This window comes from Mycolicibacterium sphagni, from assembly GCF_002250655.1.
Classification (GTDB): domain Bacteria; phylum Actinomycetota; class Actinomycetes; order Mycobacteriales; family Mycobacteriaceae; genus Mycobacterium; species Mycobacterium sphagni.
Genome location: NZ_NOZR01000002.1, coordinates 72769 through 88232, shown reverse-complemented (window position 1 = coordinate 88232; position 15464 = coordinate 72769). Strand labels below are relative to the sequence as shown.

Genomic DNA, 15464 nt, shown 5'->3' with positions numbered 1-15464 from the left:
CAATGGCGTTTTCGGCGGGCAGGAGCGAAGCGACCCGGGGATCTGCTGTGGTTCCGGAACCGCAGCAGGCCTCGCAGGCTCTGCTGCGTCCGGTGCGCCTCGGAAACGCCTTCGAGGACACCGTCGGTCGGCTGCTTCAGACCATCAAGCTCGGTGTGCTCGCGCCGGGGGACTCGCTGCCGCCGGAACGTGAACTGGCCACCCGCCTCGGTGTCAGCCGTGACACCGTGCGGGAGGCGATCAAGTCACTGGCCGACGCCGGCTATCTGGTGTCGCGGCGGGGCCGCTACGGCGGCACCTTCCTGGCGGAGTCGCTGCCTAGGCCGACCGAAGGTGTGGTGCGGTTCGGCCGCGCCGATATCGACGACGCGTTGCGGCTACGGGAGATCCTGGAAGTGGGTGCGGCCCGGATGGCTGCCACCCGCACCCTGACCGCGGCCGAACGAGACGGACTGTGGTCGCGGCTGTCCGACGTGCGCTGCGCGTGTCTGGAGGATTACCGGCGGCTGGACTCCCGGTTGCACCTGGCGGTCGCGGAGGCAGCCGGATCCCCGTCGCTGGTGCCGCTGGTTGCCGAGAACCGGATGCGGCTGAACGCGCTGCTGGACCAAATTCCGTTGTTGCGCCGCAACATCACGCACTCCAATGAGCAGCACGAGGCGATCGTCATCGCGATCCTGGCCGGCGATCCCGACGCGGCGGCCGCCGCCATGCAGGCACACATTGCCGGTTCGGCCGCCCTGCTGCACGGCTTCCTTGACTGACGAGAAGTAGCACTGGTCACCAACGGGTGCGATCATGCCCGGTGTGGCCACCGACAAATTGCAGACCATCGCTTACCCGGCAGCAGGTGCGCGTCCGCACCGCCGTGACGCCGAGAGCCTCGATCCCCACGTCATCGTCCTCTTCGGAGCGACAGGCGATCTTGCCAAGCGCAAGCTGCTGCCCGGTATGGCCTATCTCGTACAGTCGGCGCTCGCGCCCGAGATCCGGGTGGTCGGGACCTCGCTCGAGGAGCTCACCGACGACGAGTTCCGCGCGATCACCAGGAAGGCCGTCGAAGACTTCGGCACCCATAAGCTGACCGACGAGCAGTGGGCCAGCTTCGCCAGCCGGGTCACTTACGTCCCGCAGGGTGCCGGCCCGGCCGCGTTGGCCGCCGCAGTGGCCGACGCCGAAGCCCAACTCGGCCCGGATGTGTACAGGCTGCACTACCTTTCGGTGCCGCCCAAAGCCGCCAAGGCGGTCATCACCATGCTCAAAGAGGCCAACCTCGTCGAGCGGTCACGAGTGGTGATGGAGAAGCCCTTCGGTACCGACCTCGCGAGCGCGATCGAGCTCAACGACTTCGTGCACGAGACGTTCCGCGAGCGACAGATCTTCCGCATCGACCACTTCCTCGGCAAGGAGGCCGCTCAGAACATTCTGGCGTTCCGGTTCGCCAACGGGCTCTTCGAGCCCATCTGGAATCGCAACTTCATCGATCACATTCAGATCGACATCCCGGAGACCCTCGGTCTTGACCAGCGCGCGAATTTCTACGAGAGCACCGGCGCGTACAAAGACATGGTCGTCACTCACCTGCTGCAGGTGATGGCCTTCGTGGTGATGGAGCCGCCGACCGCGCTGGAGCCGCGCGCGATCAGCGAAGAGAAGAACAAGGTCTTTCGCTCGATGCTGCCGATCCACTGCGACCACGTGGTCCGCGGTCAATACACCGGCTATCGCCAAGAGGCCGGGGTCGCAAAGGATTCCGACACCGAGACGTTCATCGCCCTCAAGGTCGGAATCGACAACTGGCGCTGGGCCGGGGTGCCGATCTACCTGCGGACCGGTAAGAAGATGGCAGAGGGTCAGCGGATCATTTCGATCGCGTTCAAGGAAGCGCCACGCACGATGTTCCCCGCCGGCTCTGGCGTCGGCTCGCAGGGACCCGATCACCTCACCTTCGATCTGGCCGACAGTTCCAAGGTGTCGCTGTCGTTCTACGGCAAGCGCCCCGGGCCGGGTATGAAGCTCGACAAGCTCTCCATGCAGTTCTCCACCCAGGAAACCGATTCCCAGGGCGATGTGCTGGAGGCTTACGAACGGTTGATCCTGGACGCGATGCGCGGCGACCACACCCTGTTCACCACAGCCGAAGGCATCGAGTCACTCTGGGAACGCTCGGCCCAACTCCTGGACGACCCGCCGCCGGTCAAGAGCTACCCGGTCGGCACGTGGGGGCCCAATGCCATCCATCAGCTCATTGCCCCGAATGCGTGGCGGCTTCCGTTCGAACGGGCGTGGCGGGAGAAGAAGTCCTAGAGCTGGTCAGCCCACCTGGTCGTCGCGGAGGGCGGCGCTGATCAGATCCTCGCGAGCTCGCGCGACGCGTGAACGGATCGTGCCCACCGGGCACCCGCACACCTCGGCGGCCTCGGCGTAGGACAGCCCGAGCACCTGGGTCAGCATCAGGGCATGGCGACGGTCGGTGTCCAGCCCGTCGAGCAGCATCCGGATCTCGATGACGTCCTCGAACCGGGCCGCGCTCGGCCGGGTGTCCAGCAGCTGATCCAGGTCGATCGCGGCCGCGGTGCGTGGCCGGGCCTGGTTGCGGCGGATCTGATCGACGACCACCCGGCGGGCGATCGACATCAGCCAGGTGCGTGCCGAGGACCGGCCGGAAAATCGGGGCAGCGCGCCCAGGGCGCGCAGAAAGGTCTCCTGGGTGAGGTCGTCGGCCTGACCGGGGTCCCCGAGGAAGGCGACGGTACGCCAGACGTCGCGCTGGGTGGCCTTGATGAACGCCTCGAGTGCGGCTGAATCACCCCGCCCGGCGGCCAGGGCCAACACGGTCACCTGGTCGTCGTCGCGTTCTCCCACGCTCAGTGAGAGTAGGGGATCGGGAGGCCGGGCACATCTGCGGGTCAGCAACGCGGCGTAGTTTGGTGCCGACGGGGAACCCGGCGGCCTCGGCAACCGACTATCCCTGGACAGCACCAGCACTATCACTGGACAGCACCAGCTAGGGAGGGCGATGACGGTATCCGTCGTGGGCGGTCCGGCCGCTACGAACGCGGCCGGCGTCGCGCACCGCGTCGAACTCGACGTCTCTGGCATGTCTTGCGCCGCGTGCGCTGCCCGTGTCGAGACCAAACTCAACAAGCTCGACGGTGTCCGCGCGTCGGTCAACTTCGCCACCCGGGTCGCCAGCGTCGACGCGCCGGAGTCGGTGGACGCCGACGAGCTGTGCGCGGTGATCCGCAAGGCCGGCTACGACGCGGCCCCCCGGTCGGTGTCGCTGGCCGACCCGGCAGACCCCGACGACCAACTGGCCCGCAACCTGCTGCGCCGGCTGGCCATCGCCGCGGTGCTGTTCGTGCCGCTGGCCGACCTGTCGGTGATGTTCGCCGTCGTCCCCAGCACCCGGTTCGCCGGCTGGGGCTGGCTGCTGACCGCCCTGGCCGCACCGATCGTCACGTGGGCGGCGTGGCCGTTCCACCGGGTGGCCCTGCGCAACGCGCGGCACCGGACCGCTTCGATGGAGACGCTGATCTCGGTGGGCGTCACAGCGGCGACGCTGTGGTCGCTGTACACGATCTTCCTCGGTCACCACACCCGGCAGGTCCACGGCATTTGGCAGGCGCTGCTGAGCAGCGACGCGATCTATCTGGAGGTCGCCGCCGGCGTTACGGTGTTCATCCTGGCCGGCCGGTATTTCGAGGCCAAAGCCAAGTCACGTGCGGGCAGCGCGCTGCGGGCCCTGGCGGCGCTCAGTGCCAAGAACGTGTCCGTGCTGCTGGCCGACGGCAGTGAGATGGTGCTGCCGGCCGACGAGCTCAAGGAGCAGCAACGGTTCGTGGTGCGCCCCGGCGAGACCATCGCCGCCGACGGCCTGGTGGTCGAGGGCAGCGCAGCCATCGACATGAGCGCGATGACCGGCGAGGCCACACCCTCTCGCGTCCATCCCGGTGGGCCGGTGATCGGCGGGACCGTGGTGCTCGACGGCCGGCTCATCGTCGAAGCTGCCGCCGTGGGTGCGGACACCCAATTCGCCGGCATGGTGCGGCTGGTCGAGGAGGCGCAGGCGCAGAAGGCCGACGCCCAGCGGCTGGCCGACCGGATCGCCGGGGTCTTCGTGCCCGCGGTGTTCCTGATCGCGGCGCTGACCGCAGCCGGGTGGCTGCTTGCAGGAGCCGACGCCGACCGGGCATTCTCGGCAGCGCTGGCCGTGCTGGTGATCGCCTGCCCCTGCGCACTGGGGCTGGCGACGCCGACGGCGATGATGGTGGCCTCCGGACGCGGAGCCCAGCTCGGCATCTTCCTGAAGGGCTACCGCGCACTGGAGGCCATCCGCGCGGTGGACACGGTGGTGTTCGACAAGACCGGCACACTGACGACGGGGCACCTCACGGTCACCGAGGTGACGGCCGCCGACGGCTGGCAGGCAGGCGAGATCTTGGCGCTGGCCGGTGCCGTCGAGGTGGCCTCCGAACACGCGGTCGCGGTGGCGATCGCGACCGCCACCGACGACCGCCGCGCGGTGGCGGATTTTCGTGCTCACCCCGGTCGAGGGGTGACTGCGACGGTGTCGGGGCGACCGGTCATGATCGGCCGCCCGTCCTGGGCCGGCGCGCAGGCGCGGATACCCGAGTGCCTGCAGTCGGCCCGCCGAACCGGCGAATCCCGCGGCGAGACAGTCGTTTTCGTCACCGTTGACGGCGCGGTGTGCGGGGCGATCGCGGTGGCCGACGCCGTCAAGGAGTCCGCGGCCGACGCCGTGGCCGCCCTGCATCGCAGAGGGCTGCGAACCGTGTTGCTCACCGGTGACAACGCCGCCGCCGCGGGTGCGGTGGCCGCCCAGGTCGGCATCGACGAAGTCATCGCCGAGGTCCTTCCGGAGGGCAAGGTCGACGTCATCGAGCAGCTGCGCGACCAGGGCCGGGTGGTCGCGATGGTCGGCGACGGGATCAACGACGGACCTGCGCTGGCGTCGGCGGACCTCGGTCTGGCGATCGGTCGCGGTACCGACGTGGCGATCGGTGCCGCCGACATCATCCTGGTGCGCGACGATCTCGACATCGTCCCGCAGGCGCTCGACCTGGCCAAAGCCACGATGCGCACGATCAGGACAAATCTCTTCTGGGCGTTCGGCTACAACGTGGCCGCCATCCCGATCGCCGCGGCCGGGTTGCTCAATCCGCTCATCGCTGGTGCGGCGATGGCGTTCTCGTCGTTCTTCGTCGTCTCGAACAGCTTGCGGCTGCGGACCTTCGACGCCCGCGACTAGACACCGAAAGGTAGTACTCATGTCCCAGCAGACCTTCATGGTCACCGGCCTGCATTGCCAGAGTTGTGTACGGGTGGTCAGCGGCGCGTTGACGGCGCTGCCCGCGGTCAGTGCCGTCGAGGTCGACCTGGATGCCGAGGGGGCATCGACCGTAAGGGTCGACGCCGCTGCTGATCTCAGCGTCGAGCAGGTTCGGGACGCGCTGGCCGACGAGGGCGACTACACCGTCGTGGGTTGATTGCACGCCGAGTAAACCGTGCCTAGTTGATTCGGGTTAGCTGGAACGGGATCGAGATCACCAGTGGTTTGTTGATGCCGCACCCGCCGCTGGGGCCTTGGGTGATGTCGCGGCCCGCGAACATGGCGGACTTGGTGTCGTCCACCAGCCCGGTTGTGCCGTCTACTGGGTAGAACCGGTAGAGCTGGTTGCCGGCGACAGTTGTGCCGTCGGGGCAGGTTTCCCAGTCGGGCACGGGGCGTTTGATGTGCCATTCGCCTGCGGCTTGGTTGTTGATCGGCGCGGTCCAGCCTTGGTCGCTGTGGACTTCGCCGGTGCAGTTTCCGTCGGTGCAGGTGGTGGTGATGGTCCAGGTGGCGATCACCGTTGCTTCGTTGCGGTATTGGTCGTTCGTTTGTGCCCAGTCGCCGTTGGATTGGGCACGGAAGGTGCCGTTGAGCGCGCCGGCGGGGGAGCCGCTGGCGTGCGGGAGGATAGCGCTGTAGCCGGCGAGGGCCGCGGCGAGCAAGACGGCACAGGGTAATGCGCGTCGTCGTGTCATGCATCTGGGCCTGTCAGTCGGGGATGAGCGGACCGGTCGGTGTCGTGGTCGTGGCGTGGACGAGAAGCTCGGCGAGTGCGGCCGGCTGGCTGAGGAACGGCGAATGGGAGGTGTCGATGGTCAGCTGGTCGACGCCAAGACGGTGGGCGACCGTATCGGCGAGCCATCGCGGCATGGACTGATCCTGTTCGCACACAATGAAACTGCGGGGCAGGTCCGCTTCCCAGAAGTGCGGCACATGCACCGGCGCGATGGTGGTTTCCCCGAACCGTTCGGGTCCGAGGCGCTCGAAAGCCCAGCGGGCCGTCGCCTCGTCGCAGTCGTGGTAGAAGTACTTCCAGGCATGCTCGAACTCGGCGAAGGTCATGTCGCCGTCGTCGCCGAAGTGGAGGTAGCTCAACATCTCTCCGACGTCACCGTCGAGTTCGCCGTCCTCGGCGTTGTTCATGGTCATTGCTTCGGTGTAGCTGCGACCCTCGCGGGGCAACGCGGCGGCCAGGTAGACGATGTGGCGGATGCGGTCCGGGTGGGTGTCGGCACCCAGGGTGGCGTCGAATCCGCCGCCGGAGTGCCCGACGAGCACATCGCCGGGCCGCAAAACGCTGGCGACGGCGTCCCGCCGGTTGGCCAGTGTCGACTCTTCGTCGAGCCGGCTGCCGTGGCCGGGTAGGTCGATGGCGATGGCGGTGTGGCCGAGCTTCTCTAACTCGGTGATGGTCGGTGAGAAGCACCATGCGGCGTGAAAGCCGCCGTGCACGAACACGAATCGCATAGTTGGACCCTTCCTCGAGGTTTCGCTGTAGAGATGGTTGAGGCAATGTTCATTGAACGGGTAGCAGGTCTTTCCAGCTGTTGGGTGTAGCACCGGGGTCGGTGTGTCGCTGCCACGTCCCGTCGGGGGTGCGGTATTCCCCGGTATCGGGGTTGTACGCAGCGATTGCCACCGAAGGTGAATGATCGCTCGGGTTGTAGGCACTTGGCGCGGCATTCGGCGGTGGCGGCGGTGGGGTGCCTTCGAGCGGTCCGAAGATGTTGTCGTCGCTGTTGACTCGATCGTCGGGCGGAACACCTTGAGCGATCAGATTGGGGTCGATGGGGTTTGGCCCCAGGGTGTGTTCACGCATGGCCAGCGGGACGTAGGGTTTATCGCTGTCGCAGATCTCGACGGTGGGCGCGCGTTTGCCGGGGTGACCCATGCAGGGATAGTTGCGGGCTCCGCGCACCGACAGCGGTGAGTCTTGCGGCAGTTTGCAGTAGAGCCCGCTGGGGGTGTCGATTGTCGTGGTGTCGGCGGGGTTTCGCCATTGCGACGGCGGCAGGAATCCGACGGTGCATGCCGGGGGATCGTCGAGGGTGATGGAGAACTCACCAGAGGGAAGGCCGGTCGGGTTGTTTTTTGCGAGGCCATAGGATTGTTGGGCGGCGCTGTAGGGCGGAAGGAGCACCAGCAGCTGCTCCAGCGACGGGTTGTAGGTCACGCCGACCTGACCGATGGTGGTCAAGTTGGCCAACAGAATCGGCAACGTGGGTTTGAGTTCGCTGAGCAGTCGGGATAATTCGGCGGCGAAGCTGGGCCCTTTCTGCAGGATTGACCGGATCTGCGGGTCGTTGGTGGCGAGTTGCTCGGTGAATCCGGCGAGGCTGCGCGACCAAATACGGATGGCGTCACCGGTTTGGGCTTGGGTGGCCAACAACGGGCCTGCATCCTCGGCCAGCCCGCGGACCTGTGGACCGGCACCGTTGAGGTCACGGCCCAACCTTGCCGATGCGTCGATGAGCGAACTCAGGTCGTCACCGGCGCCGTTGAAGGCATTGAACGACTCGTCGAGGACGTGGCCCAGTTGGCCCTGCGGGATGCTGCCGACCAGGGACGCGACCTGGTCGAGCATCGGCCCGACGGCCTGCGGAATTATGGTGTCCTGCAGCGCAATTATCGACCCGTCGTGCAGATACGGCGGGGCGTCGGTGCGCGGCTCCAGTTCCACGAACTGCTCGCCGACCGCGGACATCGACCGCACCTGGGCTTGCAGGTTGGCAGGAACCCGGGGCGAGTCAGCTAACGATAACGTCGCCTGGGCGAGGTGGGGTCCCACGATCGTGACGTCAGTGACCTTGCCGATCTCGGCGCCACGGTAGGTCACGTTAGCGAACCGGTAAAGGCCCCCCGAACCGGGCAGTTCCATCGTGACCGTAATGCGCCCGATGCCCAGCAGGGTCGGAATCTGCATATACCCGAACAACATCGCGCTGATGCCAACGATGCCGACAACGGTGAAGATGATCAGCTGGATGCGGACGAATCGGGTCAGCACTAGCCACCACCCCCTGCGGCGGCGTCGGCCGGCGGGGTACTGCCGGTCGGGGGAGCAGCAGGCGCGGGCGGCGGTGCCAGCGGCGCGGTCAGGGGATCGTAGGTGTACTGCAACTGCCAGGGATCGCCGGGCGCGGGCACGAGAGTCGCACCCTCCTGGCCCCACCGGGTACCCAGGAACAGAGTGCGTTTCAGTCGGGGGATGGTGAGGTCGACGACGGCGAAAACGTTGAAATAGTCGCCGCGGACACCGCGGTCGATAATGTTTTGACCGAACGGGAAGGTCGTGGCGTAGGCCAAGGCGGTGTCGAGTTCGGGCCCGATATCGGCCAGCGCCTGCAGCGTTGGTTGCAGATGGGTGAGGTTCTCGACGAGATCGTGCTGGCTGTCGTCGACAAGCCGGGTCGCGGTGTCACTGAGCACCCGCAGCTTGTCGAGTGCGGTGGTGAACCGCGGACGCTCGCGGATGAGGACGTCGAGCGCTGGTGGGATGGCCTTCAGTGCATGAGTGATCGCGTCCCGCTGGGTGGCGAAGGTGTTGGCCAACCGGTCGAGGGAGTGGATGCTGGCGATGAGGGTGTCGCGTTGAGCGTCAAGGGTTCCCACGGCGGTGTCCAGGCGCGTGATCAGGTCACGCACTTGGTCCTGGCGGCCGGCGAGCGCACCGTTGAAACTGTGGATGATATCGCCGATCTGGCCAAGCCCACCCCGGGTGACGACCGCCGACAGTGCGGCCAAGGTCTGCTCGGTGGACGGATAGGTCGACGGGTCGGCCAGTGCAATCGTGGAGCCTGGGGCGAGTTGGCCGCGTGCCGCCTGCCCAGGTGGCGGGTCGAGGGCGACGTGCATCGAACCGAGCAGACTGGTTTGCCCAACGCTGGCCACCGCGTTGGCGGGGACGACGACGTCAGGCTTGATGGAGATCTCCACGTCGGCGTGCCAATTGGTGAATCGCATCGACCCGACACTGCCGACGACCACATCGTCGATTAACACTGGTGAATTCGATTCCAACGTGCCGGCATTGGCGATTTCGAGGTGGTAGATGTGTGCGCCGGGACCACGGCCGACAGCACCCGGTAGCGGCAGCGAGTTCACGCCCGTGAAAGAGCAGCCCGACACCGCTAACACTAAGCACAACCCGATGATGGCGAGCCGGCGCACCGCCGCACCGCCGCCGGTCGGGGTCATGTTGGAGGTCCCTGGCCAGCCGGCGGGGCCGGGGCGGATTCAGCAGGCAACAACACATCGCCGATAGATGGTGCGGCGACCGCGGGCGGCACGTTCTCCACGGTGGGGATGGGAGCATCGGGAAGCAGCGCCGGCGACGGGTACGCCGGCAGATTCGAACCCCCCTGCGGTAGAACGGAATTCCCGAACCCGGGCGGCGGGGTGACGTCGCCGGCGCCGGTATAGGCGGATACCGCCGGGGGATCTTGGGGCGGACCCGGTGGCGCACCGGCCCCGCCAGGCGCCAGGGCGGGATCGGAGTAGACGAGGTTGCTGGGGCTCGGTGATTTGGCGAGGTAGGGGTTGATGGGAATAGGCAGGTAATTGAAATTGAGCAGCCGCAACGCCGGGCCGAGGTATTGCTTGCAGAGTTTCGCGGTCTCCGGGGCCGTCGTGTTCTCGACGCCGCCGATTGCGCCGCAGATGAATTCGGCGGGATTGGCGAAGTTGTTGAAAATGAACGCGCCGATTGGGCTACCGGTGTCCGGGTTGTAGATGTTGTAGCCGTTGGAGAACGCGTTGGGTGCCACATGCAGCACGTTCTCCAGGTCGATGCGATGGTCGGAGACGGTTTGGGTGACATTGGCTAGCCGCCGGATCTGTTCTGCGGTTTGGTCACGGGTACCGGCGATGAACCGCCGCACGTCCTCGATGGCGCTGGACAGGGTGGTCAGTGCCGAATCCAGGTCTGACCGAGACCCGTCGAGCACACTGGTGAGCGCGGCGAAGCGGTTTTCGAACTGCACGATCTGGGTGCCTGAGTTGCGCAGCGCCGCAACGAATGTCGCGAGGTTTTTCAGGACGTCGACAAGGCTGCCGTGGCCGCTGGCAAGGATCCGGCCGACCCCGGAGAGTTGTGCCAACGTCTGCCGCAGCTTGACGCCGTTGCCGTCGAGTGCGTCCGCTGTGCTGTCGATGAATCGTGCGACTGAGGTGTCGGATGCGCCAGCCTTCGGTCCGAGTTCGGTGGCCAGCCGCATCAGTTGGGTTTTGACGTCGTCCCATTCGACGGGCACCGCGGTCCGGTCCATGGGGATGACTGCTCCGTCGGGCAGCGTCGGTCCCGCGGTCTCGTAAGCAGGCGTGAGCTGGACGTAGCGGGCTGCGACCAGGTTCTGGGCCACGATGACGGCCTTGACGTCTGCGGGTAGGCGCACGGTGCGGTCGACGGCGAGGGTGAGTTCGGAGCGTGTGCCTTGCGGATCGACCGCGGCGATGGTGCCGACCTTGACCCCGGCGACGCGGACCTCGTCGCCGGGGTAGATGCCGATCGCGGTGGTGAACAATGCGCTGACGGTGCGGTGACCAAAGTATCGCGCGTGCACGATCAGGGCCGTCGCGGTTGCCGCTACAGCAACCAGCACGACGGCCAGGATTACCGCGCTCCTGCCAGATCTCATCGCGAGCCTCCGGGAATCCCGTTGTAGGGGAAGGGGAATTCGGCGCGCGGTCCCACATTGTCGGGTGGTTGTCCGGCGTCGGCGCCGCGGCGGAAGCCGAACGCGTAGTCGAGGAATGGCTGTATCGTCTGACCGGGGATCAAGTTGGGGACGTAGGCGTTGTAGTAGAAGCCACTCGACACGGTCTCACCTTGGGTGACTTGGAATTTGGCCAAGCCCGGTAGTGCTTTGGCGATGTTGTCCCGGTTTTTCTCCAACATCGCGGTGACCGCATTGAGTTTCTCCAGGGTCGGTGCGAGCTGCTTCTCGTTGTCGGCCACCAACCCCGAGAGTTGTCGGCCCAGGACCGAGATGTTGGCGAGCAGTTCGGCGATGGCCTGCCGGCGATCGCTGAGCACACCGATTAGGTCGTTGGCGTTGAGTAACAGGGTGTTCAGCTGGTCGCTGCGTTGGGCGAGGATGCCGGTCACGTTGCCGGCGCTGGACAGCAGCGTGCGCAGGGTGTCGTTGCGGTCGTTGATCGAGCGGGAGAGGCGGGTCAAGCCGTCGAAGGTCGGGCCGAGTTGCGGGGCGATCTGGTCGAGCACGGCAGACAGGGCATCGAGGGACTGGTTGAGCGAGGCGGTATCGGTGTCAGCGGTATTCGTGGTCAAGTCGCTGACCGCCTCGGTCAACGAGTACGGCGAGAAGGTGCGGTCGACGGGGATGACGTCACCTGGACGCAAGCGGGTCGTCCCAGCGGACTCCAGGGTCAGGACGCGTTGACCCAACAGCGAGCCGGTGCGGATGTGTGCCGTCGTATCGGCTCCCAATCGGACCGAGCCGTCGACGGTGAAGGTCACCAAGGCTTTTCCGCGGTCGAGGACGACCGATGAAATGGAGCCGACCTTGATGCCGGTTTTGGTGACGTCGTTTCCCACCGCCAGGCCCCCGGCCTCGGTGAACAACGCTTGGTATCGAACCTGGGTGGCCCAGGTGGTGATTCGTTCCGTATTCAAGCCGATCATGATGGTCAGCAGAATCACGGCGAAGCCGATGAAGCCGGCTTGAATGAGTTGAGTGCCGCGGTATTTGAGCATTAGGGTTCGGCACACCGCCCCTGGTCTTGCTTGAACCACGGGAACACGGCGGTGCGGCCTTGAAGGTCACTGACCCGCAGCTGAATTCCGCAGATGTAGTAGTTCACGAAACTGCCGTAGGCGCCCAACCGGATCAGCTTGCGGTAGTTCTCCGGTGCTTTCTGCAATGCGGTGTCCAGACGCCCCTTGTCACTCTCGAGCAGCGGCGCAAGTCGAGCGAGCTGATCGACGGTTCCCTTCAGGGGAATTCGACTCTGGCCCAACAGGTCTGTGAGCGATGCGGTGCCGCGGTCGAGGGCGTCGATGGCCTCACCGACCGGCTCCCGCTGGGTCGACAGCTCGGAGATAAGGCGTTCCAACCGATCCAGCGTGGCCGAGAACTGTCCGCTGTTTTGATCGAGGGTACCTACCACCGTGTTCAGGTTATCGATGACCTGCTGGATGAGGGTTCCGTTGTCGGCCAACGCAGTGGTGAACGACGAGGTTTTCGACAGCAGCGATGCCATGGTGTCGCCCTGGCCTTGGAAGATCTGTAGTAACGAGGCGGTCAGTGCATTGATATCTTGCGGATTCAGACCCTGAATGACGGGCTTGAGTCCGCCGAGGAGCAGGTCCAAATCCAATGCCGGAGTGGTGCGTTCCAGCGGAATCTGCGATCCGGGCGGAAGCAGACGTGTCGAGCCAGGGCCGTCGACAAGCTCGAGGTAGCGGTCGCCTACCAGATTGAGGTAGCGCACCGCAGCGGCGGTTCCGCTTGTCAGCGCCACGCTGCGATCTGCATCGAACGTCACCAGGACCCTGTCTTCGCCCGCCGCGGCGACCGCCGTGACGGTGCCCACGCGGATACCCGAGGCCCGCACCGCATCGCCGGATTTGAGCCGTGAGGCGTCGGCGAAGACTGCCGAGTAGCTGTTGGTCGCGCCGCTGCGGAATTGACCGAACGCCAGAAACAACAGCCCCGTGAACGTGATCATCACGATCGCGAATACGCCGAACTTGAGGGAAATGGCCGTGTGTCGGCTCATCCGGGCTGCCCGGTCTGGAAGGAGTTTCGGGGCGGTCCGTCGATCGGTCCGAACAGCATCTGCTTCAGGCCGTCAGAGTTGAGCAGGATGCCTTGGTTGCCGTACCGGGCCGGACTGGCGCCGACGTCGGTCACCAGGAACGGCGGTCGGTTGCCGGGCGCCACGTCCGGCAGGCCCATGCAGTGGGGGCCGCCGGTGGCGGCGACTTTGGGCAGGTCTGCGGGGTAACGGTAGCGTTCGGCGCCCAATGTGAAACCCGCCGAGACCAGGATGCCGGGCAGCGGCAAGGGTGGTTGGTGGACGTAAGGGAGCATGCCGGCGATACCGCAATTGAGGGCCTGGTGATAGCGGTCGGCGAGTTCCGTCGTCGGCACGAGCAGATGGAGAACATCGGTGAGTGCCTGGCGATTTCCGCCGACGACGGCATTGCCGATATCGGCGAGCCCGATCGTGGCGATCAACAGGGCGTCGAGCTGCTGCTGCTCCTCGGTCACCGTCTGGAGGATCCGGGTGCTGTTCACGACACTGCGCAGCAGATCGGGCGCCGCGTCAGCATAGGTCTCGAGAACAGGCTGACTCAGCTGTAAGTCGCGGGTCACATTGGGCAAACTCGGTTCGATTTCGGCCAGGAACTCATCGAGATCCGACAGCGCTGGCCCGAGCTGTTCGCCGCGCCCGCGCAGCGCAGCGCCGATCGCGCCGAGTGTTTGATTGAGCTTCGTCGGGTCGATTTTGGCCAGGATCTCGGTCAGTCGCTGAAAAACCGTGTTGATCTCCACGGTGACGCGCTGAGATTCCAGCACCTGATTGGGCCGGATCGACTGCGAGGACGCTGTGTTCGGGGCGGCCAACTGCACATATTTTGCGCCGAAGACCGTGGTGGCGGAGATTTCGACGACGACGTTGTCCGGTATGGCACGAATCGTGTCGGGGTTGAGTGCCAGATGGATGGCGGCCTGCCCATTGGGCAGGTAGTCGATGGACGAGACCCGCCCGACCTCAACACCGACCATTTTCACCTTGGCGCCGGGGTCCATGACGAGTCCCGCGCGCGGTGAAAGCACTGTCACGGCTACGGATTTGGTGAAGTCACCGTTGAATGATCCGGCGGCGCCGATGACGACGCCAATGATTGCCCCGACGGTCAGCAACCCGGCCAACGGACGCGCGAAAGCTCGTTTCGTCGGCGCCGGTGCTGTCATGCGCGCGACGCTATCAGACTATCTACATATGTAGAAGAAAAATATCTACGGACGTAGAAGGCCGGACGGAGTCAGGTTGCGCGCTCCCGTATGACTGCAATCCCCGCGACCAGGGCGTGCAGGAGCTCGCCGAGGTGTGCGGCGCTGTCGACCGTGCGTTCCCCGAGCGCCAGGCGCAGCATGACGCCGTTGATGAAGGTGGTGACCGCGTAGGCCTGTTCCTCGATTAACTGTCGGTCGAGCGCCGCGCCAGGTTGGGCAAGTCTGACGGCTTCCTCGCTCAGCGCGATGAACTGGCCGATGGCGTCGGTGAATGCGCCCATGACCTCTGGGTCGCGCGAGGCGTGAAGCGACAGCTCGTATCGTGCTCGTGACCGGTTGAGGGCCGGGCCGCTAGCGGAGCGCATCGCCATCTCGGCCAGCAGAGACAGAGTGGACACCGGCGGGTCGGTATCAGCGGCGTCCGTGGCAACCGAGATGAACTCGGCGCGGTCGAGCTCGGCAACGCGCTCGGATATGGCGCGCAACAATGCTGAGCGGGTCGGAAAGTACGACGATGTCGTGCCGTCGGGTAGCTCCGCTCTCTGTTCGACCTTGCGGTGCGTCAAGCCTCGCGCACCCTCTTCGGCGAGGACGTCGATGGCGGCGTCGCAGAGTTCCCGTCGGCGTTCCTCTGCATTGGGCTTGCGTTTCCCTGTGGCAGCCTGCGGGCTGACGGACAAAAGCGTGCGCGGACGGCCGCGGTAACCCGGATCCTCGATGCGCGACTCCAACTCGACGAGCGTTCCGTCGGCGATCAGCTCGGCCACGATGGTGGTGATCGAAGAGCGGGCGAGGCCAAGCCGGTCGGCGAGATCGGCCCTGGCCAGGGGGCCGACAGTCTGCAGCAAGCGAACCACTCGTTCGCGATGTGGGGTTGGCCGCGCGCGTGTTCGCCCGTTGTCTGGTTGTGGCCGTTTCGGAATGGCCCCCGATGCCTTCATCAGTGAATTATATACGGAATATATGAATTAAATCATGGTCTGGACACCACGATCGCCGCGGCGGCCCCCACGTCCCATCCGCGGCGGTCTCAACGGCGCTTCGCCGATACCGAATCCGCAATATCAACTACTTGTTATTCTGCGGAGGCAGTCCTACCGTCGATCGTGAACCCTGTCGAAGGA

Annotated in this window: 14 protein-coding genes; 4 read left to right on the top strand and 10 right to left on the bottom strand. The window is 65.7% G+C overall.

Going from position 1 to position 15464, the window contains the following annotated elements; translation table 11 throughout:
• The first annotated feature begins 47 nt into the window (after positions 1-47).
• On the top strand, positions 48-764 hold the full coding sequence (locus CG716_RS02445; RefSeq protein ID WP_165774003.1) for a FadR/GntR family transcriptional regulator: 717 nt from the start codon (positions 48-50) through the stop codon (positions 762-764).
• Between the two features lie 43 nt (positions 765-807).
• Positions 808-2307, top strand: a complete 1500-nt coding sequence (gene zwf, locus CG716_RS02440) for a glucose-6-phosphate dehydrogenase (RefSeq protein WP_094476584.1) — start codon at positions 808-810, stop codon at positions 2305-2307.
• 6 nt (positions 2308-2313) lie between these two features.
• On the opposite strand, the gene sigC is transcribed toward zwf, so the two are convergent.
• A complete protein-coding gene (gene sigC, locus CG716_RS02435) occupies positions 2314-2865 on the bottom strand; it encodes an RNA polymerase sigma factor SigC (protein ID WP_094476128.1) in 552 nt (183 codons plus the stop codon).
• A gap of 154 nt (positions 2866-3019) precedes the next feature.
• Between sigC and CG716_RS02430 the strand changes: the two genes are divergently transcribed.
• Complete coding sequence (locus CG716_RS02430) at positions 3020-5272, top strand: heavy metal translocating P-type ATPase (protein ID WP_094476126.1); 2253 nt, start codon at positions 3020-3022, stop codon at positions 5270-5272.
• 19 nt (positions 5273-5291) lie between these two features.
• Positions 5292-5510 carry a heavy-metal-associated domain-containing protein gene (locus CG716_RS02425; protein WP_094476124.1) on the top strand — a complete coding sequence of 73 codons (219 nt, stop codon included), beginning with the start codon at positions 5292-5294 and terminating at the stop codon, positions 5508-5510.
• Between the two features lie 22 nt (positions 5511-5532).
• On the opposite strand, the gene CG716_RS02420 is transcribed toward CG716_RS02425, so the two are convergent.
• The 9 genes from CG716_RS02420 to CG716_RS02380 form a co-directional block, all read right to left on the bottom strand.
• Positions 5533-6018, bottom strand: a complete 486-nt coding sequence (locus CG716_RS02420; protein WP_234817681.1) for an Rv2253/PknI dimerization domain-containing protein — start codon at positions 6016-6018, stop codon at positions 5533-5535.
• A 46-nt stretch (positions 6019-6064) separates the two neighbouring features.
• Positions 6065-6823 carry an alpha/beta fold hydrolase gene (locus CG716_RS02415; protein ID WP_094476120.1) on the bottom strand — a complete coding sequence of 253 codons (759 nt, stop codon included), beginning with the start codon at positions 6821-6823 and terminating at the stop codon, positions 6065-6067.
• A gap of 49 nt (positions 6824-6872) precedes the next feature.
• Entirely contained in the window at positions 6873-8363 is a 1491-nt protein-coding gene (locus CG716_RS02410; RefSeq protein ID WP_094476118.1) for an MCE family protein, read from the bottom strand.
• Entirely contained in the window at positions 8363-9553 is a 1191-nt protein-coding gene (locus CG716_RS02405) for an MCE family protein (protein ID WP_094476116.1), read from the bottom strand. The genes CG716_RS02410 and CG716_RS02405 overlap by 1 nt, the downstream gene beginning before the upstream one ends.
• Positions 9550-10992, bottom strand: coding sequence for an MCE family protein (locus tag CG716_RS02400; protein ID WP_094476114.1), 1443 nt, complete (start codon positions 10990-10992; stop codon positions 9550-9552). Before CG716_RS02400 ends, CG716_RS02405 begins: the two co-directional genes overlap by 4 nt.
• Positions 10989-12071 (bottom strand): MCE family protein, encoded by a 1083-nt coding sequence (locus CG716_RS02395; RefSeq protein ID WP_094476112.1) that lies wholly within the window; start codon positions 12069-12071, stop codon positions 10989-10991. The genes CG716_RS02400 and CG716_RS02395 overlap by 4 nt, the downstream gene beginning before the upstream one ends.
• Complete coding sequence (locus CG716_RS02390; RefSeq protein ID WP_094476110.1) at positions 12071-13096, bottom strand: MCE family protein; 1026 nt, start codon at positions 13094-13096, stop codon at positions 12071-12073. The genes CG716_RS02395 and CG716_RS02390 overlap by 1 nt, the downstream gene beginning before the upstream one ends.
• On the bottom strand, positions 13093-14298 hold the full coding sequence (locus CG716_RS02385) for an MCE family protein (RefSeq protein ID WP_094476108.1): 1206 nt from the start codon (positions 14296-14298) through the stop codon (positions 13093-13095). Before CG716_RS02385 ends, CG716_RS02390 begins: the two co-directional genes overlap by 4 nt.
• A gap of 71 nt (positions 14299-14369) precedes the next feature.
• Complete coding sequence (locus tag CG716_RS02380; RefSeq protein WP_234817680.1) at positions 14370-15188, bottom strand: TetR/AcrR family transcriptional regulator; 819 nt, start codon at positions 15186-15188, stop codon at positions 14370-14372.
• Positions 15189-15464: the final 276 nt, after the last annotated feature.

Bases quoted from the DNA above. Each gene is read 5' to 3' on its own strand.
- CG716_RS02385 (WP_094476108.1), bottom strand. From the start codon at position 14,298: ATGACAGCACCGGCGCCGACGAAACGAGCTTTCGCGCGTCCGTTGGCC.
- CG716_RS02390 (WP_094476110.1), bottom strand. From the start codon at position 13,096: ATGAGCCGACACACGGCCATTTCCCTCAAGTTCGGCGTATTCGCGATC.
- CG716_RS02405 (WP_094476116.1), bottom strand. From the start codon at position 9,553: ATGACCCCGACCGGCGGCGGTGCGGCGGTGCGCCGGCTCGCCATCATC.
- CG716_RS02425 (WP_094476124.1), top strand. From the start codon at position 5,292: ATGTCCCAGCAGACCTTCATGGTCACCGGCCTGCATTGCCAGAGTTGT.
- CG716_RS02415 (WP_094476120.1), bottom strand. From the start codon at position 6,823: ATGCGATTCGTGTTCGTGCACGGCGGCTTTCACGCCGCATGGTGCTTC.
- CG716_RS02430 (WP_094476126.1), top strand. From the start codon at position 3,020: ATGACGGTATCCGTCGTGGGCGGTCCGGCCGCTACGAACGCGGCCGGC.
- CG716_RS02395 (WP_094476112.1), bottom strand. From the start codon at position 12,071: ATGCTCAAATACCGCGGCACTCAACTCATTCAAGCCGGCTTCATCGGC.
- CG716_RS02400 (WP_094476114.1), bottom strand. From the start codon at position 10,992: ATGAGATCTGGCAGGAGCGCGGTAATCCTGGCCGTCGTGCTGGTTGCT.